Origin of the sequence: Falsirhodobacter xinxiangensis, assembly GCF_004959935.1 — a bacterium.
Classification (GTDB): Bacteria; Pseudomonadota; Alphaproteobacteria; order Rhodobacterales; family Rhodobacteraceae; genus Falsirhodobacter; species Falsirhodobacter xinxiangensis.
On sequence record NZ_SMYN01000001.1, the window covers coordinates 224,353 to 248,063 of the forward strand.

Annotated in this window: 24 protein-coding genes; 7 read left to right on the plus strand and 17 right to left on the minus strand. The window is 64.8% G+C overall.

Features of this window, described 5'->3' with window-relative positions:
• Positions 1-49 precede the first annotated feature (49 nt).
• Entirely contained in the window at positions 50-1,066 is a 1,017-nt protein-coding gene (locus tag E2K76_RS01170; RefSeq protein ID WP_136682433.1) for a ribose-phosphate pyrophosphokinase, read from the plus strand.
• On the opposite strand, the gene E2K76_RS01175 is transcribed toward E2K76_RS01170, so the two are convergent.
• From E2K76_RS01175 to E2K76_RS01205, 7 genes are all read right to left on the minus strand, one after another.
• On the minus strand, positions 1,063-1,413 hold the full coding sequence (locus E2K76_RS01175) for an H-type lectin domain-containing protein (RefSeq protein WP_136682434.1): 351 nt from the start codon (positions 1,411-1,413) through the stop codon (positions 1,063-1,065). The genes E2K76_RS01170 and E2K76_RS01175 overlap by 4 nt on opposite strands.
• Before the next feature lie 91 nt (positions 1,414-1,504).
• The gene (locus tag E2K76_RS01180; protein WP_136682435.1) at positions 1,505-1,903 is read right to left on the minus strand and encodes a F0F1 ATP synthase subunit epsilon; all 399 of its coding nucleotides are present in this window, start codon (positions 1,901-1,903) and stop codon (positions 1,505-1,507) included.
• Positions 1,904-1,912: 9 nt separating this feature from the next.
• Positions 1,913-3,337 carry a F0F1 ATP synthase subunit beta gene (gene atpD, locus E2K76_RS01185; protein ID WP_136682436.1) on the minus strand — a complete coding sequence of 475 codons (1,425 nt, stop codon included), beginning with the start codon at positions 3,335-3,337 and terminating at the stop codon, positions 1,913-1,915.
• Between the two features lie 20 nt (positions 3,338-3,357).
• Positions 3,358-4,230: a F0F1 ATP synthase subunit gamma gene (locus E2K76_RS01190; protein ID WP_136682437.1), complete on the minus strand. Its 873-nt coding sequence runs from the start codon at positions 4,228-4,230 to the stop codon at positions 3,358-3,360.
• Between the two features lie 22 nt (positions 4,231-4,252).
• Positions 4,253-5,791, minus strand: a complete 1,539-nt coding sequence (atpA, locus tag E2K76_RS01195) for a F0F1 ATP synthase subunit alpha (RefSeq protein ID WP_136682438.1) — start codon at positions 5,789-5,791, stop codon at positions 4,253-4,255.
• Positions 5,791-6,351 carry a F0F1 ATP synthase subunit delta gene (locus E2K76_RS01200; protein WP_136682439.1) on the minus strand — a complete coding sequence of 187 codons (561 nt, stop codon included), beginning with the start codon at positions 6,349-6,351 and terminating at the stop codon, positions 5,791-5,793. Before E2K76_RS01200 ends, atpA begins: the two co-directional genes overlap by 1 nt.
• A 236-nt stretch (positions 6,352-6,587) precedes the next feature.
• Positions 6,588-7,361: a methyltransferase domain-containing protein gene (locus E2K76_RS01205; RefSeq protein ID WP_136682440.1), complete on the minus strand. Its 774-nt coding sequence runs from the start codon at positions 7,359-7,361 to the stop codon at positions 6,588-6,590.
• Positions 7,362-7,426: 65 nt separating this feature from the next.
• Between E2K76_RS01205 and gloB the strand changes: the two genes are divergently transcribed.
• Both gloB and clpA read left to right on the plus strand, forming a co-directional pair.
• Complete coding sequence (gene gloB / locus E2K76_RS01210; protein WP_136682441.1) at positions 7,427-8,194, plus strand: hydroxyacylglutathione hydrolase; 768 nt, start codon at positions 7,427-7,429, stop codon at positions 8,192-8,194.
• Positions 8,195-8,360: 166 nt separating this feature from the next.
• Positions 8,361-10,682, plus strand: a complete 2,322-nt coding sequence (gene clpA, locus E2K76_RS01215) for an ATP-dependent Clp protease ATP-binding subunit ClpA (protein ID WP_136682442.1) — start codon at positions 8,361-8,363, stop codon at positions 10,680-10,682.
• A gap of 27 nt (positions 10,683-10,709) precedes the next feature.
• On the opposite strand, the gene E2K76_RS01220 is transcribed toward clpA, so the two are convergent.
• The gene (locus E2K76_RS01220; RefSeq protein WP_136682443.1) at positions 10,710-11,657 is read right to left on the minus strand and encodes a DUF2125 domain-containing protein; all 948 of its coding nucleotides are present in this window, start codon (positions 11,655-11,657) and stop codon (positions 10,710-10,712) included.
• 64 nt (positions 11,658-11,721) lie between these two features.
• On the opposite strand from E2K76_RS01220, the gene E2K76_RS01225 reads away from it, so the two are divergent.
• The 3 genes from E2K76_RS01225 to E2K76_RS01235 are packed head-to-tail and all read left to right on the plus strand — an operon-like array spanning position 11,722 to position 15,024.
• Positions 11,722-12,255 (plus strand): gamma-glutamylcyclotransferase, encoded by a 534-nt coding sequence (locus E2K76_RS01225; protein ID WP_136682444.1) that lies wholly within the window; start codon positions 11,722-11,724, stop codon positions 12,253-12,255.
• A 52-nt stretch (positions 12,256-12,307) separates the two neighbouring features.
• Positions 12,308-13,444, plus strand: coding sequence for a biopolymer transporter ExbB (locus tag E2K76_RS01230; RefSeq protein WP_246032847.1), 1,137 nt, complete (start codon positions 12,308-12,310; stop codon positions 13,442-13,444).
• Positions 13,444-15,024, plus strand: coding sequence for a peptidoglycan -binding protein (locus E2K76_RS01235; RefSeq protein ID WP_136682445.1), 1,581 nt, complete (start codon positions 13,444-13,446; stop codon positions 15,022-15,024). Before E2K76_RS01230 ends, E2K76_RS01235 begins: the two co-directional genes overlap by 1 nt.
• Here the strand turns inward: E2K76_RS01235 and E2K76_RS01240 are convergent.
• The 6 genes from E2K76_RS01240 to E2K76_RS01265 form a co-directional block, all read right to left on the minus strand.
• Complete coding sequence (locus E2K76_RS01240; RefSeq protein WP_136682446.1) at positions 15,021-15,758, minus strand: extensin-like domain-containing protein; 738 nt, start codon at positions 15,756-15,758, stop codon at positions 15,021-15,023. The two genes, E2K76_RS01235 and E2K76_RS01240, sit on opposite strands and share 4 nt — an antisense overlap.
• Entirely contained in the window at positions 15,755-16,663 is a 909-nt protein-coding gene (locus E2K76_RS01245; protein ID WP_136682447.1) for a prephenate/arogenate dehydrogenase family protein, read from the minus strand. Before E2K76_RS01245 ends, E2K76_RS01240 begins: the two co-directional genes overlap by 4 nt.
• The gene (hisC, locus tag E2K76_RS01250) at positions 16,660-17,745 is read right to left on the minus strand and encodes a histidinol-phosphate transaminase (protein ID WP_136682448.1); all 1,086 of its coding nucleotides are present in this window, start codon (positions 17,743-17,745) and stop codon (positions 16,660-16,662) included. Before hisC ends, E2K76_RS01245 begins: the two co-directional genes overlap by 4 nt.
• Before the next feature lie 66 nt (positions 17,746-17,811).
• A complete protein-coding gene (locus E2K76_RS01255) occupies positions 17,812-18,348 on the minus strand; it encodes a TIGR00645 family protein (protein ID WP_136682449.1) in 537 nt (178 codons plus the stop codon).
• A gap of 127 nt (positions 18,349-18,475) precedes the next feature.
• Complete coding sequence (gene rpsD, locus E2K76_RS01260; protein WP_136682450.1) at positions 18,476-19,096, minus strand: 30S ribosomal protein S4; 621 nt, start codon at positions 19,094-19,096, stop codon at positions 18,476-18,478.
• A 113-nt stretch (positions 19,097-19,209) separates the two neighbouring features.
• Positions 19,210-20,394: an MFS transporter gene (locus E2K76_RS01265; protein ID WP_136682451.1), complete on the minus strand. Its 1,185-nt coding sequence runs from the start codon at positions 20,392-20,394 to the stop codon at positions 19,210-19,212.
• Between the two features lie 69 nt (positions 20,395-20,463).
• Between E2K76_RS01265 and E2K76_RS01270 the strand changes: the two genes are divergently transcribed.
• Positions 20,464-20,973, plus strand: coding sequence for a TetR/AcrR family transcriptional regulator (locus E2K76_RS01270; protein WP_136682452.1), 510 nt, complete (start codon positions 20,464-20,466; stop codon positions 20,971-20,973).
• Here E2K76_RS01270 and E2K76_RS01275 read toward each other — a convergent pair.
• From E2K76_RS01275 to E2K76_RS01285, 3 genes are read right to left on the minus strand one after another with little or no spacing between them, the layout of a single operon-like run.
• On the minus strand, positions 20,963-22,036 hold the full coding sequence (locus E2K76_RS01275) for a M24 family metallopeptidase (RefSeq protein WP_136682453.1): 1,074 nt from the start codon (positions 22,034-22,036) through the stop codon (positions 20,963-20,965). The two genes, E2K76_RS01270 and E2K76_RS01275, sit on opposite strands and share 11 nt — an antisense overlap.
• On the minus strand, positions 22,033-22,866 hold the full coding sequence (locus tag E2K76_RS01280) for a dipeptide ABC transporter ATP-binding protein (protein ID WP_136682454.1): 834 nt from the start codon (positions 22,864-22,866) through the stop codon (positions 22,033-22,035). Before E2K76_RS01280 ends, E2K76_RS01275 begins: the two co-directional genes overlap by 4 nt.
• A complete protein-coding gene (locus E2K76_RS01285; RefSeq protein WP_136682455.1) occupies positions 22,863-23,711 on the minus strand; it encodes an ABC transporter ATP-binding protein in 849 nt (282 codons plus the stop codon). The genes E2K76_RS01280 and E2K76_RS01285 overlap by 4 nt, the downstream gene beginning before the upstream one ends.

Sequence of the window (23,711 nt, forward strand, 5' to 3'; positions counted from 1 at the left end):
GATCAGGTGCTATTGGGTGCGCGACGATTCCGCTGCCAAGGATAGCCCCATGCCCGCCCTTACCGAGCCGAAGCTGATTTCCGGCAACGCCAACCTGTCGCTTGCCAAATCGATCGCGCGCCGCATGGCCGTGCATCGCGGCATGGCGGTCAGCCTGGTGGATGCCCGCGTCGAACGGTTCAACGATCAGGAAATCTTCGTCGAGGTTTACGAGAATGTCCGCGGCGAGGATATGTTCATCATCCAGCCGACCTCGAACCCGGCGAACGACAACCTGATGGAACTGCTGATCATTGCCGACGCGCTGCGCCGGTCTTCGGCAGACCGGATCACCGCCGTGATCCCCTATTTCGGCTATGCCCGTCAGGACCGCCGTTCCAAGGCCCGCACGCCGATCTCGGCCAAGCTGGTCGCGAATCTGCTGGTCGAAGCGGGCGTGGAACGCATCCTGACGCTGGACCTGCATGCGGCCCAGATCCAGGGCTTCTTCGACATCCCGGTGGACAACCTCTACGCCGCGCCGATCTTCGCGCTGGATATCGAGCATAACTTCAAAGGGCAGATGCAGGATTTGATGATCGTCTCGCCCGATGTCGGCGGCGTCGCCCGTGCACGAGAGATCGCCAAACGCATCAACGCCCCGCTGGCCATCGTGGACAAGCGCCGCGAAAAGGCCGGCGAAGTGGCCGAGATGACCGTGATCGGCGACGTGACCGGCAAGAAATGCATCATCGTGGACGACATCTGCGACACCGCCGGGACGCTCTGCAAGGCGGCGCAGGTCCTGATCGAAAATGGCGCGACCGAAGTTCACAGCTATATCACCCACGGCGTGCTGTCCGGCCCGGCAGTCGAACGTGTGACGAAATCGGTCATGAAGTCGCTGGTCATCACCGATTCCATCGAGCCAACCGAAGCCGTCAAGAACGCGCCGAACATCCGAATCGTGCCGACCGCGCCGATGTTCGCCCAAGCGATCCTGAACACGTGGAACGGCACCTCGGTCTCGTCCCTGTTCGAGACGGATACGTTGGTGCCGATCTACGAAGGCCTCTACTCGCGTTAATCGACGTCCCAATCGTCCTCGGTCCGAACGGGACCGAGGGCGGTCCAATCAGCCCTGATCCGCGCGACGCGCGTGTCGGCCCAGGTGCGGAAGACGAGGTCGAACCCTTTCCGCGACACCTTTTCCGCAGCGATATCGGCGCGCACCGCCGTCGTCTGATCCATATCCCACATCGCGATCCCCACCATGACGGTCGGCGCCTCGGCAAAGGGTGCGTCGAACTGGACGGTGTGGCGGCTTTCCCGCGGGCCGTTGCCCGTCCACATCTCGCCCCCATGGGCGAAGTCGGCAAACATGACCTTGGACCCCTGACAGATGCCCAGATTGGCGGTGGTGATATTCTTCATGGACCCGTCACATTGCAACCGGTCGAGTTTAGAGCGGTCGCGGAAATAAAAAAGGCCCCGCAATGCGGGGCCTTTCATAAAACTGGAGAGATCAGTGACCTGCGGCGTGGCGCATGGCGACGATGTCGTTCACCATCTTCTCCGCCGCTGCCTTGTCTTCGGGCAGCGCGATCTCTGCAAGGCTCTTGGCTTCGGCGATCAGGTCGTCGAAGACCGTGCCCGTCGCCTCCTCGACCGGGATGGCTTGTTCAGCCAGCACCGAAATCGCGGTCTGCGTGATCTCGGCAAAGCCGCCGGTCACGACGAAGGACTGGCTGCCCTGAGCGTTGGACACGCGCAGGATGCCGGGACGCAGGGTGGTGATGGTGGGCGCATGGCCCGCCATCGCCGTCATGTCGCCCTCGGCCGCCGGGATCTGCACCTCGGTCGCGGCGACGGAGGCAAGCCTCCGCTCCGGCGACACGAGGTCGAATTGCAGGGTGTCGGCCATGTGTCCCCCTTACGCCGCAGCCGCGAGACGCTGCGCCTTGGCGATCACTTCGTCGATGCCGCCCACCATGTAGAAGGCAGCTTCCGGCAGGTGGTCGTATTCGCCCGCAACAACCGCCTTGAACGAGGCGATGGTGTCTTCCAGCGGAACCTGTTTGCCGTCGGCGCCGGTGAAGACCTTTGCCACGTCGAAGGGTTGCGACAGGAAGCGCTGGATCTTACGCGCACGTGCAACGGTCAGTTTGTCTTCTTCCGACAATTCGTCCATCCCGAGGATGGCGATGATGTCCTGAAGCGACTTGTAGCGCTGAAGGATGCCCTGCACGTCGCGAGCAACCTGATAGTGCTCCTCGCCCAGGATCTGCGGGTCCATCAGACGCGAGGAGCTGTCCAGCGGGTCCACAGCCGGATAGATGCCCAGTTCCGAGATGGCGCGCGACAGAACCGTCCGCGCGTCAAGGTGCGCGAAGGTCGTTGCCGGTGCCGGGTCGGTAAGGTCGTCGGCCGGAACGTAGACAGCCTGGATCGAGGTGATCGAGCCCGCTTTGGTCGAGGTGATGCGTTCCTGCATCGCGCCCATGTCGGTCGCCAGCGTCGGCTGGTAGCCCACTGCGGACGGGATACGGCCCAGCAGAGCCGACACTTCGGAACCGGCTTGGGTGAAGCGGAAGATGTTGTCCACGAAGAACAGCACGTCCGAACCCGACGAGTCGCGGAACTGCTCGGCCAGCGTCAGGCCGGTCAGGGCGATCCGTGCGCGCGCTCCCGGAGGCTCGTTCATCTGGCCATAGACCAGCGCCACTTTCGATTCCGTCAGCGCGTCGGGCTTGATGACGCCGGATTCGATCATCTCGTGGTAAAGGTCGTTGCCTTCACGGGTCCGCTCGCCCACACCCGCGAACACGGAGTAACCCGAGTGCACTTTGGCGATGTTGTTGATCAGTTCCATGATCAGAACCGTCTTGCCCACGCCCGCGCCGCCGAACAGGCCGATCTTGCCGCCTTTGGCGTAAGGGGCCAGCAGGTCGATGACCTTGATGCCGGTGACGAGGATCTGCGATTCCGTCGCCTGCGCCGCAAAGTCCGGGGCGGGCTGGTGGATCGCGCGGTGCTCGGTCGCCTCGACCGGACCGGCTTCGTCGATCGGCTCGCCGATGACGTTCAGGATGCGGCCCAGCGTCGCGTCGCCGACCGGCACCGAGATCGGTGCGCCGGCATCTGCGACCGGAGCGCCACGCACCAGACCTTCGGTCGAGTCCATGGCGATGGCGCGGACGGTGTTCTCGCCCAGGTGCTGGGCAACTTCCAGAACCAGTTTCTTGCCGTTGTTTTCGGTGGTCAGGGCGTTCAGAATCGCGGGCAGCGCACCCTCGAACTGCACGTCCACGACGGCGCCGATGACCTGAGTCACCTTGCCATTTGCTGCTTGTGCCATGTCGTTTACTCCGTTCGGGATCAGAGCGCCTCGGCGCCCGAGATGATTTCGATAAGCTCTTTGGTGATCGCGGCCTGACGCGAGCGGTTATACTCGACCGTCAGCTTGTTGATCATGTCGCCCGCGTTGCGGGTCGCATTGTCCATCGCGCTCATCCGGGCGCCCTGTTCGGACGCCGCATTTTCAAGAAGGGCCGTGAAGACCTGCGTGGCCACGCCGCGCGGCAGAAGATCGGCAAGGATGCCTTCCTCGGACGGCTCGTAGTCGTAAAGGTCCGACACACCCTCGACGGATTTCTCCTCGAACACCGCCGGGATCACCTGCTGCGCGGTCGGCACCTGGCTGATGACCGAAACGAAGCGGTTGTAGAACAGCGTCGCCACGTCGAACTCGCCGGCATCGAAACGGGCCAGGATGTCCTGCGCGATACCGCGGGCGTTGACATAGCCAAGGCGCTTCACTTCGCTCAGATCGACATGGGCCACGAAATACTGGCCATAATCCCGGCGAAGCTGCTCGCGCCCCTTCTTGCCGACGGTCAGAATCTTGACCGTCTTGCCCTGCGCCAGCAGCTCCTGCGCCGCGATCCGTGCCTTGCGCACGATCGAGGAGTTGAAGCCGCCGCACAGACCGCGTTCCGAGGTCATCACGACAAGCAGATGCACCTGGTCGGCCCCCGTCCCGGACAGAAGGCGCGGCGCGCCCTCGCCCGAGGCCGAGCCTGCCAGCCCCGCCATGACCGCATTCATGCGGTCGGCATAGGGACGTGCAGCCTCGGCAGAGTCCTGCGCACGGCGAAGCTTCGCCGCAGCGACCATCTGCATCGCCTTGGTGATCTTCCGCGTGTTCTTGACGCTTCCGATCCGGTTCTTAAGGTCCTTAAGGCTGGGCATCCGTTATCTCCCTGCCCCGCCCTCAGGCGAAGTCTTTGGCAAAAGCGTCCAGCGCGGCGCGGATCTTGTCTTCCAGCTCGCCCTTCACCTTGCGGTCGTTGTTGGTGATGTCGGCCAGCAGGTCCTTGCGGTCGGTGCGCAGGAATTTCAGCAGGGCGGCTTCGAACCGGCCCACATCCTTCACAGCGACCTTGTCGAGGTAGCCTTTGGTGCCGGCGAAGATCACGATGACGATCTCGGCGTTGGTCAGCGGCGCGTATTGCGGCTGCTTCATCAACTCGGTCAGGCGCGCACCGCGGTTCAGCAGTGCTTGCGTGGACGCGTCGAGGTCCGAGCCGAACTGCGCGAAGGCAGCCATTTCGCGATACTGCGCCAGTTCCAGTTTAACCGGACCTGCGACCGACTTCATCGCATCCGTCTGCGCGGACGAGCCAACGCGCGACACCGACAGACCCGTGTTCACGGCCGGGCGGATGCCCTGATAGAACAGTTCGGTTTCCAGGAAGATCTGGCCGTCGGTGATCGAGATCACGTTGGTCGGGATGAAGGCCGACACGTCGCCGCCTTGGGTTTCGATGATCGGCAGAGCCGTCAGCGAGCCCGAGCCATAGTCGGCGTTCAGCTTCGCCGAACGCTCCAGCAGGCGCGAGTGGAGGTAGAACACGTCGCCCGGATAGGCTTCGCGTCCCGGCGGACGGCGCAGCAGCAGCGACATCTGACGGTAAGCGACGGCCTGTTTCGACAGGTCATCATAGATGATCAGGGCGTGACGGCCGTTGTCGCGGAAGAATTCCGCCATCGCGGTCGCGGCATAGGGCGCCAGGAACTGCATCGGAGCCGGGTCCGAAGCGGTTGCCGCCACGACGATGGAGTATTCCATCGCGCCGGTTTCTTCCAGCTTCTTCACCAGCTGAGCAACGGTCGAACGTTTCTGGCCGATCGCGACATAGACGCAATACAGCTTCTTCGACTCGTCGCCGCCAGCGGCTTCGTTATACGACTTCTGGTTCAGAATGGTGTCGAGCGCGATCGCGGTCTTGCCGGTCTGACGGTCGCCGATGATCAGCTCGCGCTGGCCGCGGCCAACCGGGATCATCGCGTCCACCGACTTCAGGCCGGTCGCCATCGGCTCGTGCACGCCTTTGCGCGGGATGATGCCCGGCGCCTTGACGTCGGCCACGCGACGCTCGGACGCGTCGATCGGGCCCTTGCCGTCGATCGGGTTGCCCAGCGCGTCGACCACGCGGCCCAGAAGGCCGTTGCCCGCCGGAACGTCCACGATGGAGTTCGTGCGCTTGACGACGTCGCCTTCCTTGATGTCCTGGTCCGAACCGAAGATCACGACACCGACGTTGTCGGTTTCAAGGTTCAGCGCCATGCCGCGGATGCCGCCGGGGAATTCCACCATTTCGCCGGCCTGGACGTTGTCCAGACCATAGACGCGGGCAATCCCGTCGCCGACGGAGAGCACGCGGCCCACTTCGGCGACTTCGGCTTCCTGACCAAAGTTCTTGATCTGCTCCTTAAGGATCGCAGAAATCTCGGCAGCCTGGATTGCCATTATCCGACCTCTTTCATTGCATTCTGGAGTGCTGCGAGCTTCGAGCGGATCGAGGTGTCGATCATGGTCGAGCCCAGCTTGACGACAAGACCACCGATGAGCGTTTCATCGACGGCGGTTTTCAGTTTCACTTCCTTGCCGACGCGCGATTTCAGCACTTCGGAAAGTTTGGCGGACTGCTCGGGCGACAGGGCGGTGGCCGAGGTCACTTCGGCGGTCACCTCGCCGCGATCCGCAGCGATCATCTCGCGCAGGGCGACGACAAGCTGCGGCAGCACGAAAAGACGGCGCTTCGATGCCATCAGCGACAGCGTGTTCGCCAGCACCGGCGACAGGTTCATCGCACGCGCCACGGCAGCGATCGCGGCCCCCTGATCCTCGCGCGAGTAGATCGGCGAGGCGATCACGTCGCGCAGATCGGCACTGCCCTGCAGCGCGGCATCAAGCGCGTCCAGATCGGATTCGAGTTGGGGGACCGAGTTGGCGTCTTTCGCCAGTTCGAATACGGCGGTGGCATAGCGTTGTGCGATGCCAGAGGAAATCGAGGCTGGTTCGGACACTGCAACCCTTTCGATGCTTGACCCTGATCGGGGGTATTTCGGCCGCATGGGGGCCATGCGTCACAAATCCGCGTCCGTTTAGCAGAGCAAACCCGGTGCCGCAACTGTGAAGCAGCCCGCAAAAGCGGCTGAGAGCGCCAACACCAAAGCTTTTTTGGCCTTTGACCGGACAGCGACGAATTGACCCATCCACGCACAGCTTCATCCGCGATTTCGCGCTTGCAAACCGCGCAGAATCAGGTCGTCCGCGATTCCACCAGCAGCGGGCTGGGCAAGGCCGCCGGCTGCGCCACACCCTCCAGCGCCTTCAGCGGGCGCGACACGGCGGCGCGAAGCCCCGGCTTCTTGGGCGCATAGACCTGTTTGGACACTTCGACCATCACCACCCCACCCGCGATCCAGGGTGCAAGCCGACGCCCCGCCCCTTCCCACAGCCCCGAAGTCCGCAGCCAGAAGCGTTTGTGCGACGGCGGGGCGAACAGCGCGGGAAACGCGCGTTCCGGCGTGAAGGCGTGCCGGCGAAGCTGCGCCTCCAGCTGGTTGGCGGAATAGGGGCGCCCGAAGCCGAAAGGTGTATTCTCGCTCCGCGCCCAAAGGCCCGAACGGTTCGGCACGATGAACAGCGCCCTCCCCCCCGGCCCCAGCACCCGCCAGCATTCATCCAGCACCGCCGAGGGGTTCTCGGACGTCTCCAGCCCGTGCATCAGCACCAGCTTGTCGGCCATTCCGGTCTCCAGCGGCCACTCGATCTCCTCGGCCAGAACGGACACGTTGTCCATCCCGGCGGGCCAGGGCATGACCCCCTGCGGCGCGGGCATCAGCCCGATAACGCGCCGCGCCTCGGCGAGATAGGGGCGCAGCAAGGGCACTGCGAAACCATAGCCCACGACCGTCTGCCCCTTTGCCTCGGGCCAGATGCGCACCATCCGGTCGCGCACGGCGCGCTGCGCGACCCGGCCAAGCTGGGTGCGATAGTAGAAATTGCGCAGGTCGAGCACATCTAGATGCATTGCGGGTCGGCGTCTTCCGGGCGAATGTCGAACCCTGAACTTAGGTGCGCCGGAAGGGAAAAGCCATGCCGCTTGAATTGATGACCATCCCCTGCCTGCGGGACAACTATGCCTTTCTGGTCCACGACCCGGAAACCATGCGCACCGTCTGCATCGACGTGCCGGAATCCGGGCCGATCCTTGCCGTGCTGTCGGCGCGGCGGTGGGAGTTGACGCATATCCTGCTGACGCATCACCACGGCGATCACATCGACGGCGTGCCGAAGCTTCAGGCCGCGACCGGGGCCAAGGTGGTAGGCGCCAGCGCCGACGCGCACCGGCTGCCCCCGCTCGACATCGCCGTCGCCGAGGGTGACACGGTCGAGGTCTGCGGCGAGACGGTCCGCGTGCTGGAGGTTCCCGGTCATACCGTCGGCCATATCGCCTTCCACTTCCCCACTCCCGGCTACGTCTTCACCGGCGACAGCCTGATGGCCGGGGGCTGCGGGCGGTTGTTCGAGGGAACTGCGGAACAGATGTGGGACAGCCTGCAGAAGCTGGCGGTGCTGCCGGACGACACGCTGGTCTGTTCGGGCCACGAATATACCGAAGGCAACCTGCGCTTCGCCGCGACACTTGAACCGGAAAATCCCGATCTTATTTTGCGGATCGAAACCGTCACCGCCGATCGGGCCGAAAGCCGGCCCAGCGTTCCGTCATCGCTGGCGGATGAATCGGCCACTAACCCCTTCCTTCGCGCCGATCTTCCCGCCCTGCGGGATGCCGTCGGTCTGCCCGATGCGCCCGCTGCTGCGGTTTTCGCTGAAATCAGGCAACGGAAGGACAATTTCTGAGCCGACCTGAAAAGGCCGATCACAATTTGCGACCAAGGCGCGTGAAAACCTCGCGCTTTGGAAATACCCCTTGAAGCGCGGGCATAAAGCGACAACCTTCAATGGGACGAGGCAACGGTCGGACGGCCCCGAAACCGCCCGGCCCGCAGGACAGGAGCACCACATCGTGCCATCGTTTTCCACCACTCTCGAGCAAGCCATCCACGGCGCTCTCGCGCTTGCGAATGCCCGCCGTCACGAACTCGCCACGCTGGAGCATCTGTTGCTGGCGCTGCTGGACGAACCGGACGCGGCCCGCGTCATGAAGGCCTGCTCGGTCGATCTGGATGAACTGCGCAAGACCCTCGTGGATTTCATCGACGACGACCTGTCCACGCTGGTCACCACCGTCGATGGCTCCGAAGCCGTGCCGACCGCCGCCTTCCAGCGCGTGATCCAGCGCGCGGCGATCCATGTGCAATCTTCCGGCCGGACCGAGGTGACGGGCGCGAACGTGCTGGTCGCCATCTTTGCCGAACGCGAGTCGAACGCCGCCTATTTCCTGCAGGAACAGGACATGACCCGTTACGACGCGGTCAACTTCATCGCGCATGGCGTGGCGAAGGACCCGTCCTATGGCGAGGCCCGCTCGGTGTCGGGTTCGGATGAGCCGCATCACGAAACGCCCAAGGCCGAGGCGGGCGAGGCGAAGGAATCCGCCCTGTCGAAATACTGTGTCGATCTGAACGTCAAGGCGCGCAAGGGCGACGTGGACCCGCTGATCGGGCGGGAGGCAGAGGTCGAGCGCTGCATTCAGGTCCTGTGCCGCCGCCGCAAGAACAACCCGCTTCTGGTGGGCGATCCCGGCGTGGGCAAGACCGCGATTGCCGAAGGGCTGGCGTGGAAGATCATCAACGGCCAGACGCCCGAGATCCTGGCTTCGGCCACGATCTACAGCCTCGACATGGGGGCGCTGCTGGCCGGCACCCGCTATCGCGGTGACTTCGAGGAACGCCTGAAAGCCGTCGTCAAGGAGATGGAGGATCACCCCGACGCGATCCTGTTCATCGACGAGATCCACACGGTGATCGGTGCCGGTGCAACCTCCGGCGGCGCGATGGATGCGTCCAACCTGCTGAAACCCGCGCTGTCGGGCGGCAAGCTGCGCACCATGGGCTCGACCACCTATAAGGAGTTCCGCCAGCACTTCGAAAAAGACCGCGCGCTGAGCCGCCGGTTCCAGAAAATCGACGTGAACGAGCCTTCGATCCCGGATTCGATCAAGATCCTGATGGGCCTGAAACCGCATTTCGAAGATCACCACGACCTGCGCTACACCAACGACGCGATCAAGACGGCGGTGGAGCTGGCCGCGCGGTATATCAACGACCGCAAGCTGCCGGATTCGGCCATCGACGTGATCGACGAGGCGGGCGCGGCACAGCATCTGGTGTCGGATTCCAAACGCCGCAAAACCATCGGCGTGAAGGAGATCGAGGCCGTCGTCGCGAAAATCGCCCGCATCCCGCCGAAGAACGTCTCGAAAGACGATGCCGAAGTGCTGCGCGATCTGGAGCCGACGCTGAAACGCGTGGTCTTCGGTCAGGACAAGGCGATCGAGGCGCTCGCATCGGCGATCAAGCTGGCCCGCGCGGGTCTGCGAGAGCCGGAGAAACCCATCGGCAACTATCTGTTCGCTGGGCCGACGGGTGTGGGGAAAACCGAGGTGGCAAAGCAACTTGCCGGCACCTTGGGCGTGGAACTGCTGCGTTTCGACATGTCGGAATACATGGAGAAACACGCCGTCTCGCGTCTGATCGGTGCGCCTCCGGGCTATGTCGGCTTCGATCAGGGCGGCATGCTGACGGATGGCGTGGACCAACACCCCCATTGCGTGCTGCTGCTGGACGAGATGGAGAAGGCGCACCCGGATGTCTACAACATCCTGCTGCAAGTGATGGATCACGGGAAGCTGACCGACCATAACGGCCGTCAGGTGGACTTCCGCAACGTGATCCTGATCATGACCTCCAACGCCGGTGCGTCGGAAATGCAGAAATCGGCGATCGGCTTCGGCCGCGACCGGCGCGAGGGCGAGGATACCGCCGCGATCGAGCGGACCTTCACGCCCGAGTTCCGCAACCGTCTGGATGCCGTCATCTCCTTCGCGCCTTTGGGCAAAGAGGTGATCCTGCAAGTGGTCGAGAAGTTCGTGCTTCAGCTTGAGGCGCAGCTGATGGATCGCGGCGTCCATATCGAACTGACCCCCGCCGCAGCCGCATGGCTGGGCGACAAGGGCTACGACGACAAGATGGGCGCGCGTCCGCTGGGCCGGGTGATCCAGGAAAACATCAAGAAGCCGCTGGCCGAGGAACTTCTGTTCGGCAAGCTGGTCAAAGGCGGCGTGGTGAAGGTCGCGGTGAAGGACGACAAGATCGAACTGCAGATCGAGGAGCCGTCCAGCCCCCGCATCACCAAACAGAAACCGCCGCTTCTGACGGCCGAGTAAAGGAAAGGCCCCCGCAAGGGGGCCTTTTCATTTCAGGCGCGGCGCATTCGCCAAGGGGAGCGGCCCGAACCGCACGACCCCGTCTGCCAGCGTCAGCGGCATTTCCACTGCATCGCCATTCGCCATCATGCGGAACCCGCCCTCCAGCGTCTCGGCCCGGTTTTCTGGGATCAGCCCGGCCTTGACCGCCGCATCCAGCGCGGCGGGCCAATCCTCGACCCGCAGCAGCATCTGCCCTGCGGCGAAGCCGTCGGCATCCGCCGTCACATCGCCCGACACCTGCACAGAGACATCGCCGAACCGCAGCACCGCCTGCGTCAGCGACAACGCATCCAGCGGCATCTCCACGGGCCGTTCATCCACCGGCAGGTCGGCCACCACGGGCGCAAGCGTCACGGTGCCGTTCGCGGTGAAGCTGCCGCCACGAAGATCCACACCCGGCGCGGTCAGGCCAAGGCCTGCGATTTCCAGCGCGACTTCGTGGATCGCACCTTCCGTGACGCGGCTGCCCCAGCGGAAGCTGTCCGCAAGCGCCTCGCCATCGGGAAGGGTCGCGCGGATGCTCTCGCCCGTCGCGGCGGTCCGCACGGGGGCAAGGTCCAGCCCGACCCGGACCGACCCTTTCAGTCCCGTCGCGGCGACGGCCACATCGCCCAGCGGCGTTTCCACCACCTGATCGTCCGGCAAGGCAAAGATCACATGCGTCGGGTTGTAGGACAGCGCGAAGATCTGCGCGAAGGGCGCGCGCCAGCCCCAGCCCGTCTGCGGATCGGCGATATGCGGCGCGGTCACGGTCAGATCGAAGCGGCTGGGAAAGCCCGTGACCGACAGCGCCTCGCGCTCGGCCACCAGCCCTTCGGCCTGCTGCGCCGCGAACCAATCCTCCGCGCCCTTGCGGAACATATGCGATCCGACGAACCAGTAGCCGCCGTAAGCCACAGCCGCCACCAGCACACTGCCCAGAACCACCCGCATTGCCAAACGCCTTCCCCCGTTGATAAGCCAGCCTTTACATGCGCCCGAAAGGAAGGACCAGCGGATGACGGAACGGCTCTGGGTCTTCGGCTACGGCTCGCTCATCTGGAACCCGTGCTTTCCGGTGGAACGGCAGGTGGTGGCGCGGCTGGATGGCTGGCACCGCAGCTTCTGCATGTGGTCGATCCACTATCGCGGCACCGAAGACGCGCCGGGGCTGGTGCTGGCGCTGGACGCGGCACCGGGGGAAAGCTGCGCCGGCATTGCGTTTCTGGTCACCGCCGGCGCCGAGGAAGCGGCGATGGCAGAGCTGCGCGCGCGGGAATTGGTGTCTTCGGCCTATCTGGAAACCACGGTCACGGTGCGGGGGCCGGAGGGGGTGATCGACTGCATCGCCTATGTCATCGACCCCGCGCATCCCCAATATTGCGGCGGGATGCCGTTGGCGGATCAGGCGGCGATCATCGCGCGCGCGACCGGGCTGATGGGGCCGAACCGCGACTATCTGCACAATACCGCGCTGCATCTGGACCAGCTTGGCATTCCTGACGAGGATATTCACCAACTTGCGCGGATGGTGGACGAACTCTCGCCTTGAGTGTCCGCGCCGCCCGCGCCTATTGTAAGGCGAAATTCAGGAACGGCGAGCCGTGGAAAAATCCTTCAACGCGATCCGTCCGGGCCCGCTGACCCGACCGGACAAATTCTTTACCCAACCCCTGCGGCAACTGCTGCTGATGACGCTGGTGATGGCGCTGGTTATCGGTGGCATCGTCTTTGCATGGGATCACCTTTGGCCGCTGTTTCAGGCGAAACCGTGGCTGAACGGCTTCATCGCCGCGGTCTTTGCAATCGGCGTCGGCACCTGCTTCTTCCACGTCATTCGCCTGATGCAGTCGATCACCTGGATCGAGGCCTTCGTGCAGCAGCGCGGCGTGCAGTCCGAACCGCCCGCGATGCTGGTGCCGCTGGCCGCGCTTTTGCGCTCGCGCACGAACCGCAGCCATATCTCGGCCTCCTCCTCTCGCTCGATCCTCGAATCCGTCGGCACCCGTCTGGATGAATCGCGCGAGATTGCACATTACCTTGGCAGCCTGCTGATCTTCCTCGGGCTTCTGGGCACCTTCTTTGGTCTTGCGACGACGGTTCCGGCGCTGGTCGAAACCATCCGCAGCCTGTCGCCCGCCGAAGGCACGGACGTGACGGGGCCAGAGGTGCTGACCGCGCTGATGACCGGCCTTCAGAACCAGCTTGGCGGCATGGGCACGGCGTTCTCATCCTCGCTGCTGGGTCTTGCCGGATCGCTGGTCGTCGGCCTTCTGGAGATTTTCGCCAGCCACGGCCAGAACCGCTTTCACCAAGAGCTGGAGGAGTGGCTCTCCTCGATCACCCGCATCGGAATGTCGGGCGAAGGCGACGTGGACAGCGTCGGTGCCGTTCTGGCCGAAATGGGCGAGCAGATGGCCGCGACGCAGGACCTGTTCACGCAGGCCGAAGCAAGCCGCGCCGAAAGCGACGCCCGCATCGACGCGCTGGTCGGCGCTGTTGGCTCTCTGGTCACGCGGATCGACACCGACAAGGACGCGCTGGCCCGCATCGCCGCCGCGCTGGAGGCGCAGGCCGCCAAGGACGCACCCCACGCCGATGCCGAATACCGGATGCGTCTGCGGTCGATCGACATGCAGCTTCTGCGCCTGCTGGAGGAGCTTTCCTCGGGGCGGCAGGAAAGCGTGGCGGAATTGCGCGGTGATCTGGCCGCGCTGACCCAAGCCCTGCGGAGGGCATGATGGCACTGTCGCGGCGCGGCGCAAGGGGGCGCGAATCGCAGATCTGGCCGGGCTTCGTCGATGCGATGACCGCGTTGCTTCTGGTGCTGATGTTCGTGCTGACCATCTTTTTGGTGGTGCAATCCGTGCTGCGCGACACCATCACCTCGCAGGATACGGAACTGGATCAGTTGACGGCGCAGGTCGCCTCACTGGCCGATACCTTGGGGCTGGAGCAGCGGAGGGCCGCGCAGCTTTCGACCGATCTGGGCGCGGCACAAGCCGAGGGCACCAGACAGGCGCTGCTGGCCGCGACCCTGACGACCCAGCTTGCCGCAACCCAAGGGCGAATCGCCAGTTTCGAGGAACAGGTCGCTTCGCTTCTGGCCGACCGCGATTCGGCGCGGGGCGAGGTCACGGCCCTGACCGCGACGAAGACCGAATTGGAGGCAGCACAGGCCCGCCTGATTTCCGAACAAGAGGCGCTGAACCTTGCGCTGGCCAAGGCACGGACGGAGGTGGATGCACAGGCCGAACAGGCCCGTCTTGCCGCCGCCCGACGCGAGGCGATCGAAGCGATGCTCGCCGACCTCCGCACCCGGGCCGAGCATAACGAGACGCGCGCCGCCGACGCCCAAGCCGCACTGAACGAGGCGGAGGAGGCGCGATTGGTCGATGCCGCCGCCGCCGAACAGCTGCGTGCCCGGCTGCAGAACTCGCAAGCCGAACTGACGGCGATGAGCCTTTCGCTGGAGGAGCAACGCAAACGGGCCGAGGAAACTCTGACCTTGCTTGCCGCCGCCCAGACCGAGGCCGCCCGCAACGCCCGCGGCACCACGCGCCAGGCCGACCTTCTGGCCACGGCCGAGGCCGCGCTGGCGCAGGAACGCTCCAAATCCACGGATTCCGAACGCCAGACCGCCGTGCTGAACCAACAGATCGCCGCGCTCCGCTCGCAGCTTGGTGCGCTTCAGGGCGTGCTGAATGCGCGGGCCGCCGATGCCGATGCGGCAAAGGTGCAGGTGGAAGACCTTGGCGCGCGGCTGAACGTTGCGCTGGCGCAGACTGCCGAAGAACAGCGCCGCCGGGCCGAGTTGGAGGAAGCCGAACGCCTGCGCCTTCAGGACGAGGCTGTGCAACTCGAACGCTACCGTTCCGAATTCTTCGGCCAGTTGCGCGACATTCTTGCTGACCGTCAGGGTGTGCGGATCGTGGGCGACCGCTTCGTTTTCTCGTCCGAGGTGTTGTTCAACACCGGATCGGCGGACCTGTCGCCCGAAGGCCGGGATCAGATCGCGGGTGTCGCGGCGATCCTGCGCGACGTCTCGGCGCAGATTCCCGGCAATCTGGATTGGATCTTGCGGGTGGACGGGCATACCGACGATTTGCCGCTGTCAGGCACCGGCCAGTTCCGCGACAACTGGGAATTGAGCCAGGCCCGCGCCCTGTCGGTGGTGCGGTTCATGCAGGACAGCCTCGGCTTCCCGCCCGACCGTCTGGCGGCGACGGGCTTCGGCCAGTATCGCCCCGTTGCCGAAGGCGCGACCGAAGAAGCCCGCGCGCAGAACCGGCGGATCGAATTGAAGCTGACGGAACGTTAACGACAGTAGGCGCTGCGGCGGTCGGACGGCGTGTCGAAATGCATGTGGTCCTCGTGATACCCGTCGGAACCGGGTCCAAGCGTGGTGCCGAATATCCCGCAGCCGCCCTTGTAGGCAGCAACCATCGCCCGCCCCCGCGCGCCCTTGTTCCAGTCGCCCAGCACGGTGATCGTCTGCCCGTCGCGAAAGGTGATGCCGGACACGTCCACCGCCCTGCCCTTGCCATGTTCGCTGATCTTGGCGCCCGACTGGTTGTTCCGCCCCCGGCAGGTATAGGACCCGGCAATCTGAAGCGCGCGGACCTGCCCGTCCATCGCCGGTTGCAGCACGTCATCCACCCAGGAATTGAGCGCCCGCGCGACCGAGCAATCCACCGTCGCGGGTTGCGACAGCCGCACGCCCGCGACCGCGCGGACCCGCACCGCATCCGGGATGCCGCAGCCGTTCACGCGCGAGGTGACGGGCGCGATCTGCTCTCCCTCGATCCCGCGGACGCCGCAAAGCTGGCCGCGGCGCGGGGCCACGACATCTGTGCCGGGACGCGGGCGGACGATGGCGGCAATCCGCTGCGGTGCGGGCGGGATGCGCAGGTCCAGCGGTTTAGGACGCGGGCGCAGCGACGACGCTTCCTCCTGCATCTCCGGGCGTTGTTTCGGCAGCGGCGATGTGGCGGGCGCCTCGGCCCATGCGGGGGCGCATAAAGCCAATGCCAGAAGCGCCCCGCGCAGGATCATTTCTCGCCCCGTCCGAAATCCGGGGCCGAGGTGTCCTGCCCCGCATCGATGATCCCCCGGCGGATCGCGCGGGTGCGGGTGAAATACTCGTGCAGATGCTCGCCATCGCCCAGCCGGATCGCGCGTTGCAGGGCGAACAGCTCCTCGGTGAAACGCCCGAGGATGTCCAGCGTCGCGGCCTTGTTGGTCAGGAAGATGTCGCGCCACATGGTCGGATCGCTGGCCGCGATACGGGTGAAATCGCGGAAACCGGCGGCGGAATAGCGGATGACCTCGCTGTCCGTCACGCGGCGCAGATCGTCCGCGACCCCCACCATCGTATAGGCGATCAGGTGCGGCGTGTGGCTGGTCACGGCAAGGACCAGATCGTGGTGTGGCGCATCCATCGTATCGACATTCGCGCCCATGCCACGGCACAGATCCTCCAGCCGCCGCAGCGCCGCCGGATCGCAGCCCTCGGGCGGGGTCAGCAGCCACCAGCGATTGCGAAACAGCGATGCAAACCCTGAACGCGGGCCGGAATGCTCGGTCCCGGCCAGCGGGTGACCGGGGATGAAATGGACGCCCTCGGGGATATGCGGGGCCACCGCCTCGATCACGGCCTGCTTGACCGAGCCGACATCGGTGACGGTCGCGCCGGGCTTCAGATGCGGCGCGATTTCCGCCGCCAGATCGCCCATTGCCCCCACGGGAACCGCCAGCACGATCAGATCGGCCCCCGCAACCGCCTCAGCCACGGTATCGCAGACGCGGCACAGGTCGATCTCGCGTGCAGTGGCCCGCGTCTCGGCGCTGCGGGCAAAGCCGGTCACCTCGCCCGCAAGCCCTGCCGCCTTGATCGCATGGGCCATCGACGATGCGATAAGCCCAAGACCGATCAACGCGACGCGGTCATAGATCATCAGCGCAGACCCTTGAACTGCGCGACGGCATGGGCAACCCGGCGACAGGATGCCTCGTCCCCGATGGTGATGCGCAGACAGTTGGGCAGTTTGTAGCTGGCGACACGGCGCACGATCAGGCCCTGCGATTGTAGGAACAGATCGCAGAGCTCTGCCTCCTCGGAATCGGCAAAGCGGGCGAGAATGAAGTTCGCCGTCGAAGTATCAGAAGGCACACCGATTTCCGCCAACGCCTCGGCCAGCCAGACGCGCCAGCGCGCATTCTCGGCCCGGCAGCGGGTGACGAATTCCTGATCGCGGACCGCAGCCTCGGCCACCTCCAACTGCGTGGTCGAAAGGTTGAACGGCCCGCGGATGCGGTTCAGCACATCGACGATGGCCTTCGGCCCGTAACCCCAGCCGATCCGCAGCCCGCCAAGGCCATAGATCTTGGAAAAGGTCCGCGTCATGAACACGTTCGATCGCGCCTCGACGATGCCAAGGCCGCCGTCATAGCCTTGCACATATTCGGCATAGGCCCCGTCCAGAACCAGGATCGCCTGCGGCGGCAGACCCGCGGCCAGACGCGCGATCTCGGCCTGCGAAATCATCGTGCCGGTGGGGTTGTTCGGGTTGGCAATGAAGACCAGCTTGGTGCGCGGCGAACAGCCCGCCAGCAGCGCATCCACATCCGTCGTCCGCTCGCGCTCCGCCACCTCGACCGGGGTCGCCCCGACCGCCAGCGCCGAGATGCGATACATCAGAAAGCCGTGTTCGGTAAACAGCACCTCGTCCCCCGGCCCGGCATAGGCCTGGCACAGGAAAGTGATGATCTCGTCCGAGCCGACACCGCAGATCACGCGACCCGCATCCAGCCCGTGCACCTCGGCAATGGCCTGACGCAGGCTGGCATGGTCGGTGCCGGGATAGCGGTGAAGCTGGTGGACCGACCGCAGGAACACTTCCTTTGCACGCTCGGACGGGCCGAACGGGTTTTCGTTGGACGAAAGCTTCAGCGCGTTGGTCATGCCCGCGACGTGGCTTTTCCCGCCCTCATAGAGCGCGATGTCAAGAATGCCCGGCTGCGGACGTATGGCGTCGATCATGTCTCAGGTTCCCTCGTGCCCCCGGGTTCTAGCCGCCGGGGGCAGGTCGCGCCAGCAGAAAGACGCTCAATACTTAGACTTGGACGCCAGCCAGTCCATCAGCGCCATCAGAACACCCGAAACGACGAAGGTCAGGTGGATCACCACCAGCCAGAACAGCACCGGATCGTTCATCAGCGGCGTGAAGTCCGTCTCGCCGATCTCCATGAACCGCTTCAGCAGGTGGATGGCGGAAATCGCCACGATCGAGGCGATCAGCTTCATCTTCAGCCCCGAGAAATCCACCGTCCCCATCCAGCCCGGACGGTCGACATCGGCATCGCCGATATCCAGCTTGGACACGAAGTTCTCGTATCCCGAGAACAGCACGATCAGCAGAAGGTTCGCCGCCAGCGACAGATCGATCAGCGTCAGGCAGACGAGGATGATCTCCTCGGCCGTCATCGTCAGGGTCTGGGGGGCGTAATAGGCAAGCTGGCGCAGGAAGATGATCGTCAGCATCCCAAGCGCGACGACAAGCCCCAGATACATCGGAGCCATAAGCCACCGCGACGCGAAAAGCAGCCTTTCAAACCGGGCTTCGACTTGGTTTTTTGCAGACATGGTGGATGCTCCGTGGATTCGCGCCGTCATAGCGCGATCCGTTCGCATATGCAGCATGACATTGCACCGCATAGCAAAAGGCCGCCACGGTTTCCCGCAGCGGCCCCTGAAGACGATCCGAACGGGATCAGTTCTTCGCGTAGTATTCGACGACCAGGTTCGGTTCCATCACGACGGCATAGGGCACATCGCCCAGACCCGGCGTGCGGACGAATTTCGCGGTCATCTTCGAATGGTCGACTTCGATGTAGTCTGGAACGTCACGCTCGGTCAGAGCGACGGCTTCCAGCACGATGGCCAGTTGCTTGGACGCCTGCTTGACCTCGACGACGTCGCCTTCCTTCACGCGGTAGGACGCGATGTTCACGCGCTGACCGTTGACGGTGACGTGGCCGTGGTTGACGAACTGGCGTGCGGCAAAGATCGTCGGCACGAATTTCGCGCGATAGACGATCGCGTCCAGACGACGCTCCAGCAGGCCGATCAGGTTCTCGCCGGTGTCGCCCTTGACGCGCTCGGCTTCACCATAGATGCGGCGGAATTGCTTTTCCGTCAGGTCGCCGTAGTAGCCTTTCAGCTTCTGCTTGGCGCGCAGCTGGGTGCCGAAGTCCGACAGTTTGTTCTTGCGGCGCTGGCCGTGCTGGCCGGGGCCGTATTCGCGCTTGTTCACCGGGGACTTCGGACGGCCCCAGATGTTTTCGCCCATGCGGCGGTCGATCTTGTACTTGGCAGAGGTGCGTTTCGTCACCGCTGATCTCCTTCTTGTGTCATGAAGGGCGTTGTCCTTCCCCTTGCGGGTGACAGGCATCCCCTTGCGGGGGCCACCAACACCAACACCACGGTCGCCCGTGGATCGGGGGCTTATACAGCCGGGCGCTGCGGTGTCAACACCGGCACGCGCAATGCGGCGACCGAAATCGCCGCCATTGCCACGACCGTGCAGCCATAGACCGTGACCGTCGTGACGGGGCCGAAGACCGACACCGCCCAGCCCGCCAGAACCGTCGGTCCGGCAAAGCACAGATAGCTGAGCACGAAGAACGCCGACAGAAGCCCCGCGCGGTCGCGATCCTCTGCCATCGGCATCAAAAGCCGCAGCGCCGAGGAAAAGACGCTGCCCTGCCCCAGCCCCGCCACGGCCGTTCCCACGACCAGCGGCACGGCATCGCCCGATATGATCCCCGTCAGCGATCCCGCGATGCCCAGCGTCAGCGCCGCCGCCCCGAAGGCCAGCACCCGCTGCGGCGGATGGCGGCGGGCAATGAAGCTGGACAGCGTCGCCATCGACATCAGTGCCCCGATCACGCTCCCGCCCAGAAGCGGCGATGCAATGCCCGTCGCATCCGCGATCAGCCCCGGCATCAGCGACATGTAAAGCCCGCCCAGCGCCCAGCCCGCCCCCGTGATGGGCATGATCCGCAGCAGCATTCCCCGCGCCGCCCGAGGCACCGCGACCTGCGGCAGCATGGACCGCATGGCCCCCGACCGGGGTGTGCCGGTCTCCGGCATCATCGGCAGCATGACCAGCAGCGCCGCTGCGATCCCCGCCGCCGTCAGGTATGGCAGCACCAGAGGCATCGGCGCATAGGCCGCGACCAGCCCCGCCCCCACCGCGCCGACCGTCAGCCCCGCAAAGGGCGTCACTGCGTTCAACGTCGGGCCAAGACGCGGGTTCGCATCGATGATCGCCGCCCCGCAGGTGGGCAGCGCCAGTCCCACCGCCAGCCCTTGCACAAGCCGCGCCAGCATCAGCGCCTCGAAGCTGCCCGCCGCCGTGAACAGCACCATTCCGGCAAGGTTCATCGCCAGCGCCAGCCCGATCATCGGCTTGCGCCCCAGATGGTCCGAAAGCCGCCCCGCGATCAGAAGCGCGGCCAGCAGCGTGATGACATAGCAGGCGAAGATCATCGTCACATGCACCGAGGTCAGGTGCATATGTTGCTGATAGATGCGATAGAGTGGCGTCGGCACCGCAGACGAGGCCGAAAACAGGCTGGCCGCAACGGAGCCATAGACCGTCATCGCTGACAGGGGAAAGCGTTGCATCCGCGGGCCTCTTAAAGCTAAGTATTTGCGTTAAGTAACGCGGTGGGCGATTCTGCGCAAGGGGGGCGGATGGCGAAGGAAATGCAACGGCAGGGCGGACGCAGCGCGCGGATTCAGGCCGCCGTCCACGCGGCGGTGCGCAGCCTTGGCCCCGGCGCCACCGTTCCCGCAATCGCGGATGCGGCGGGCGTGACCCCATCGACCATCTATCGCAGATGGGGCGATCTGTCGGAGCTGCTGGCGGATGTCGCGGTCGAACGGATGCGCCCCGCCGCGCCCCCTGTCGATACCGGCTCTGCCTATGGCGATCTGGAAGCCTATGCCCTGCAACTGGCGGACGAGATGACGACCGCCGTGGGCCGCCAGATGCTGCGCGATGTGCTGGGCAGCGATTGCGCACCGCAATGCCGCGATTTCACGATGGAGCAGTTGGCGATCATGCAGACCCGTGCCGATGCGCGCGGCGAGCCGTTTCCCGACATGGCGATGGATCTGGTCATCGCGCCGATCCTGATGCGCGTCGTGCACGAGATGCCGGTGGACGAGGATTTCGTCCACCGGCTGATGGTCAGGCTCTGAACGGATCGCGCGGCAGGTCCGACAGGACCTCCGGGCCGTCGGCGCGCAGGATCACGATTTCTTCCAGCCGCAGGCCAAAGCGCCCTTCGAGGTAGATGCCCGGTTCGATGGAGAAGACCATGCCCTCCTCCAGCACCACGTCCGATGTGGCGGTGATGTAGGGTTCCTCGTGGATGTCGATGCCAAGGCCATGGCCGGTGCGGTGAAGGAACCGATCGCCATAGCCCGCGGCCGCGATGACGCCGCGCGCCGCCGCATCCACGTCGCGCGCCAGAACGCCGGGCTTCGCCGTCGTCAGCGCTGCCTGAACGGCTGCATCCACGACGGCATGGATCTCGTCGAAGCCGTCCACCGTCCCGAAAGTGCCCGCGCGTGTCATGTCGCTGGGATAGCCGTCCTTGCGGCTGCCGATATCGACCAGAACGGCCGTGTTCGGCGCCAGCTTGGTCTGTCCGGTGTGGTGATGCGGAAAGGCGCCGTTGCCGCCGAAACAGATGCTGAAGAACTCGGTCCCTGCGCCTTGATCGCGGTAGTATTGCTGGACGACCTCGGCAACCTCGGCCTCGGTGATGCCTTCGCGCAGGCAGGCGAAGGCCGCGCGCATCGCGCCGTCGTTGATGACGGCGTTTTCCTTCAGGATGCGATATTCATCGGCATCCTTGCGACCGCGCAGATGGCCCAGCGTGTTCGACAGGAAGCTGCGGCGCGTGACCTGCACGTTGTCCAGCAGGAGCAGCGCGAAATCGGCGCGCATCGTCTCGTCCAGCGCGACCGTCACCGGACCCGCCGCCCCCGCCAGTGCCAGCAGGTCGCGCAGCGCGCCGACCGGGCCGTCATCGTCGCGCCACGTCACGAAGGGCAAATCGGTCAGCCCCCGCTGGCTGTCCGCATTCAGCGCGGGCATTAGGAACCCGGCCCAGCTTTGCGTCACGATCTGCATCACCGGACGTTCGTCGCCATGCGGATGCAGCCCCGACAGCCACGCCATGTTCGAGGTCGGCCCGACGGCAACCAGATCGGTCCCCGTCTCGGCCATGCGTTTGCGCAGGTTCTGCAGCCTCATGCGCCGATACCCGCGGCACGGCGGCGTTCCACGCGCGCGCGGATGCTGTCGATATTCGCCTCGGGGGTCGCGGCGAACAGGGTGCGGGTATATTGGTGCTGCGGATTGCCGAACACCTCGTCCCGCGTTCCGTATTCCACAACCTCGCCCTTATACATCACCATCACGTTGTCGGCGATGTAACGCACCACCGACAGATCGTGGCTGATGAACACATAGGTCAGGTTGAACTCCTGCTGCAGATCGGCCAGCAGGTTCAGCACCTGCGCCTGCACCGAAAGGTCCAGCGCGCTGACAGGCTCGTCCAGCACCAGAAGGCGCGGGTTCACCATCAACGCGCGGGCAATCGCCAGACGCTGCCGCTGCCCGCCCGAGAACATGTGCGGGTAACGGCCGAAATGCTCGTGCCCCAGCCCGACCTTGACCAGCATCGCCATCGCTTTTTCGCGGCGGGTGGCGGTGTTGTCCTTGGTGTTCAGCAGAAGCGGCTCCATCAGCATGTCGCCGACCTTCTGGCGCGGGTTCAGGCTGCCATAAGGGTTCTGGAACACGATCTGCACCTTGCGGCGCAGTTCGGCGGTCATGCCGAAGGTTTGCGCGGGTTTGCCGTCGATCAGCAGCTCGCCCCCCGAAGGCGGGTCGATCAGCGTGATGATCCGCGCCAGCGTGGATTTTCCGCAGCCGGATTCGCCGACGATGGCGAGGGTCTTGCCCTCCTCGACGCTGAACGAGATGCCCTTCAGCGCGCGGACGCTGCCGGCCTTCTTGAACAGCCCGCCCGAGGTGACATAGTCGCGGATGATGCCCTTGGCTTCGATTACTGCGGTCATTGCTGGCCCTCCAGCGCGGCCATGTCCACGAAATCGGACACGGTGGACAGACGATCCCCGGTGGCATTTTCGGGCAGCGCCGACAAAAGCGCCTTGGTGTAGGGGTGCGAGGGGGTCTCGAACAGCTCCAACACGCCTGCCTCCTCCATCTTGCGGCCCTTGTATTTCACGATCACACGGTCTGCCGTTTCGGCCACCACGCCCATGTCATGAGTGATCATGATCATTCCCATGCCGGTTTCTTCCTGAAGCTTCATCAGCAGGTCGAGGATCTGCTTCTGGATTGTCACATCGAGCGCGGTCGTCGGCTCGTCCGCGATCAGCAGCTTGGGCTTGCAGGCGATGGCGATGGCGATCATCACGCGCTGGCACTGCCCGCCCGACATCTGGTGGGGATAGGCGGACAGCTTCTTCTCCGGCTCGGGGATGCCGACGGCGGTGAAAAGCTCCAGGGCGCGTTTGCGGCGCTCGGAGGCGCCAAGGCCAAGATGCGCCCGCAAGGTTTCCTCAAGCTGATAGCCAACCGTGAAGCACGGGTTCAGCGAGGCGATCGGCTCCTGAAAGATCATCGAGATCTCCTTGCCGATGATCGCGCGACGCTCGGACGCGGGCATGGTCAGCAGGTCGCGCCCGTTGAAGGTCATCGCATCGGCCGTAACCTTGGCCGTCTTCGGCAGCAGGCCCATCGCCGCCAGCATCGACACGGATTTGCCCGAGCCGGACTCGCCCACGACGGCCAGAACCTCGCGTTCATGCACCTTAAGGTCCAGCCCTTTGACCGCGTGGAACATGCCGGTCGAGGTCGCGAAGCTGACGTTCAGGTTGCGGATTTCCAGAAGTGCCAT

Coding starts and splice junctions, on each gene's coding strand:
- E2K76_RS01205 (WP_136682440.1), bottom strand. CDS start 7,361: ATGCATCTAGATGTGCTCGACCTGCGCAATTTCTACTATCGCACCCAG.
- atpD (WP_136682436.1), bottom strand. CDS start 3,337: ATGGCACAAGCAGCAAATGGCAAGGTGACTCAGGTCATCGGCGCCGTC.
- atpA (WP_136682438.1), bottom strand. CDS start 5,791: ATGGCAATCCAGGCTGCCGAGATTTCTGCGATCCTTAAGGAGCAGATC.
- E2K76_RS01275 (WP_136682453.1), bottom strand. CDS start 22,036: ATGAGGCTGCAGAACCTGCGCAAACGCATGGCCGAGACGGGGACCGAT.
- E2K76_RS01175 (WP_136682434.1), bottom strand. CDS start 1,413: ATGAAGAATATCACCACCGCCAATCTGGGCATCTGTCAGGGGTCCAAG.
- E2K76_RS01180 (WP_136682435.1), bottom strand. CDS start 1,903: ATGGCCGACACCCTGCAATTCGACCTCGTGTCGCCGGAGCGGAGGCTT.
- E2K76_RS01280 (WP_136682454.1), bottom strand. CDS start 22,866: ATGACCGCAGTAATCGAAGCCAAGGGCATCATCCGCGACTATGTCACC.
- E2K76_RS01220 (WP_136682443.1), bottom strand. CDS start 11,657: ATGCGGGTGGTTCTGGGCAGTGTGCTGGTGGCGGCTGTGGCTTACGGC.
- E2K76_RS01225 (WP_136682444.1), top strand. CDS start 11,722: ATGACGGAACGGCTCTGGGTCTTCGGCTACGGCTCGCTCATCTGGAAC.
- E2K76_RS01255 (WP_136682449.1), bottom strand. CDS start 18,348: ATGTCTGCAAAAAACCAAGTCGAAGCCCGGTTTGAAAGGCTGCTTTTC.
- gloB (WP_136682441.1), top strand. CDS start 7,427: ATGCCGCTTGAATTGATGACCATCCCCTGCCTGCGGGACAACTATGCC.
- hisC (WP_136682448.1), bottom strand. CDS start 17,745: ATGATCGACGCCATACGTCCGCAGCCGGGCATTCTTGACATCGCGCTC.
- E2K76_RS01170 (WP_136682433.1), top strand. CDS start 50: ATGCCCGCCCTTACCGAGCCGAAGCTGATTTCCGGCAACGCCAACCTG.
- E2K76_RS01235 (WP_136682445.1), top strand. CDS start 13,444: ATGGCACTGTCGCGGCGCGGCGCAAGGGGGCGCGAATCGCAGATCTGG.
- E2K76_RS01270 (WP_136682452.1), top strand. CDS start 20,464: ATGGCGAAGGAAATGCAACGGCAGGGCGGACGCAGCGCGCGGATTCAG.
- E2K76_RS01285 (WP_136682455.1), bottom strand. CDS start 23,711: ATGGCACTTCTGGAAATCCGCAACCTGAACGTCAGCTTCGCGACCTCG.
- E2K76_RS01240 (WP_136682446.1), bottom strand. CDS start 15,758: ATGATCCTGCGCGGGGCGCTTCTGGCATTGGCTTTATGCGCCCCCGCA.
- E2K76_RS01190 (WP_136682437.1), bottom strand. CDS start 4,230: ATGCCCAGCCTTAAGGACCTTAAGAACCGGATCGGAAGCGTCAAGAAC.
- E2K76_RS01265 (WP_136682451.1), bottom strand. CDS start 20,394: ATGCAACGCTTTCCCCTGTCAGCGATGACGGTCTATGGCTCCGTTGCG.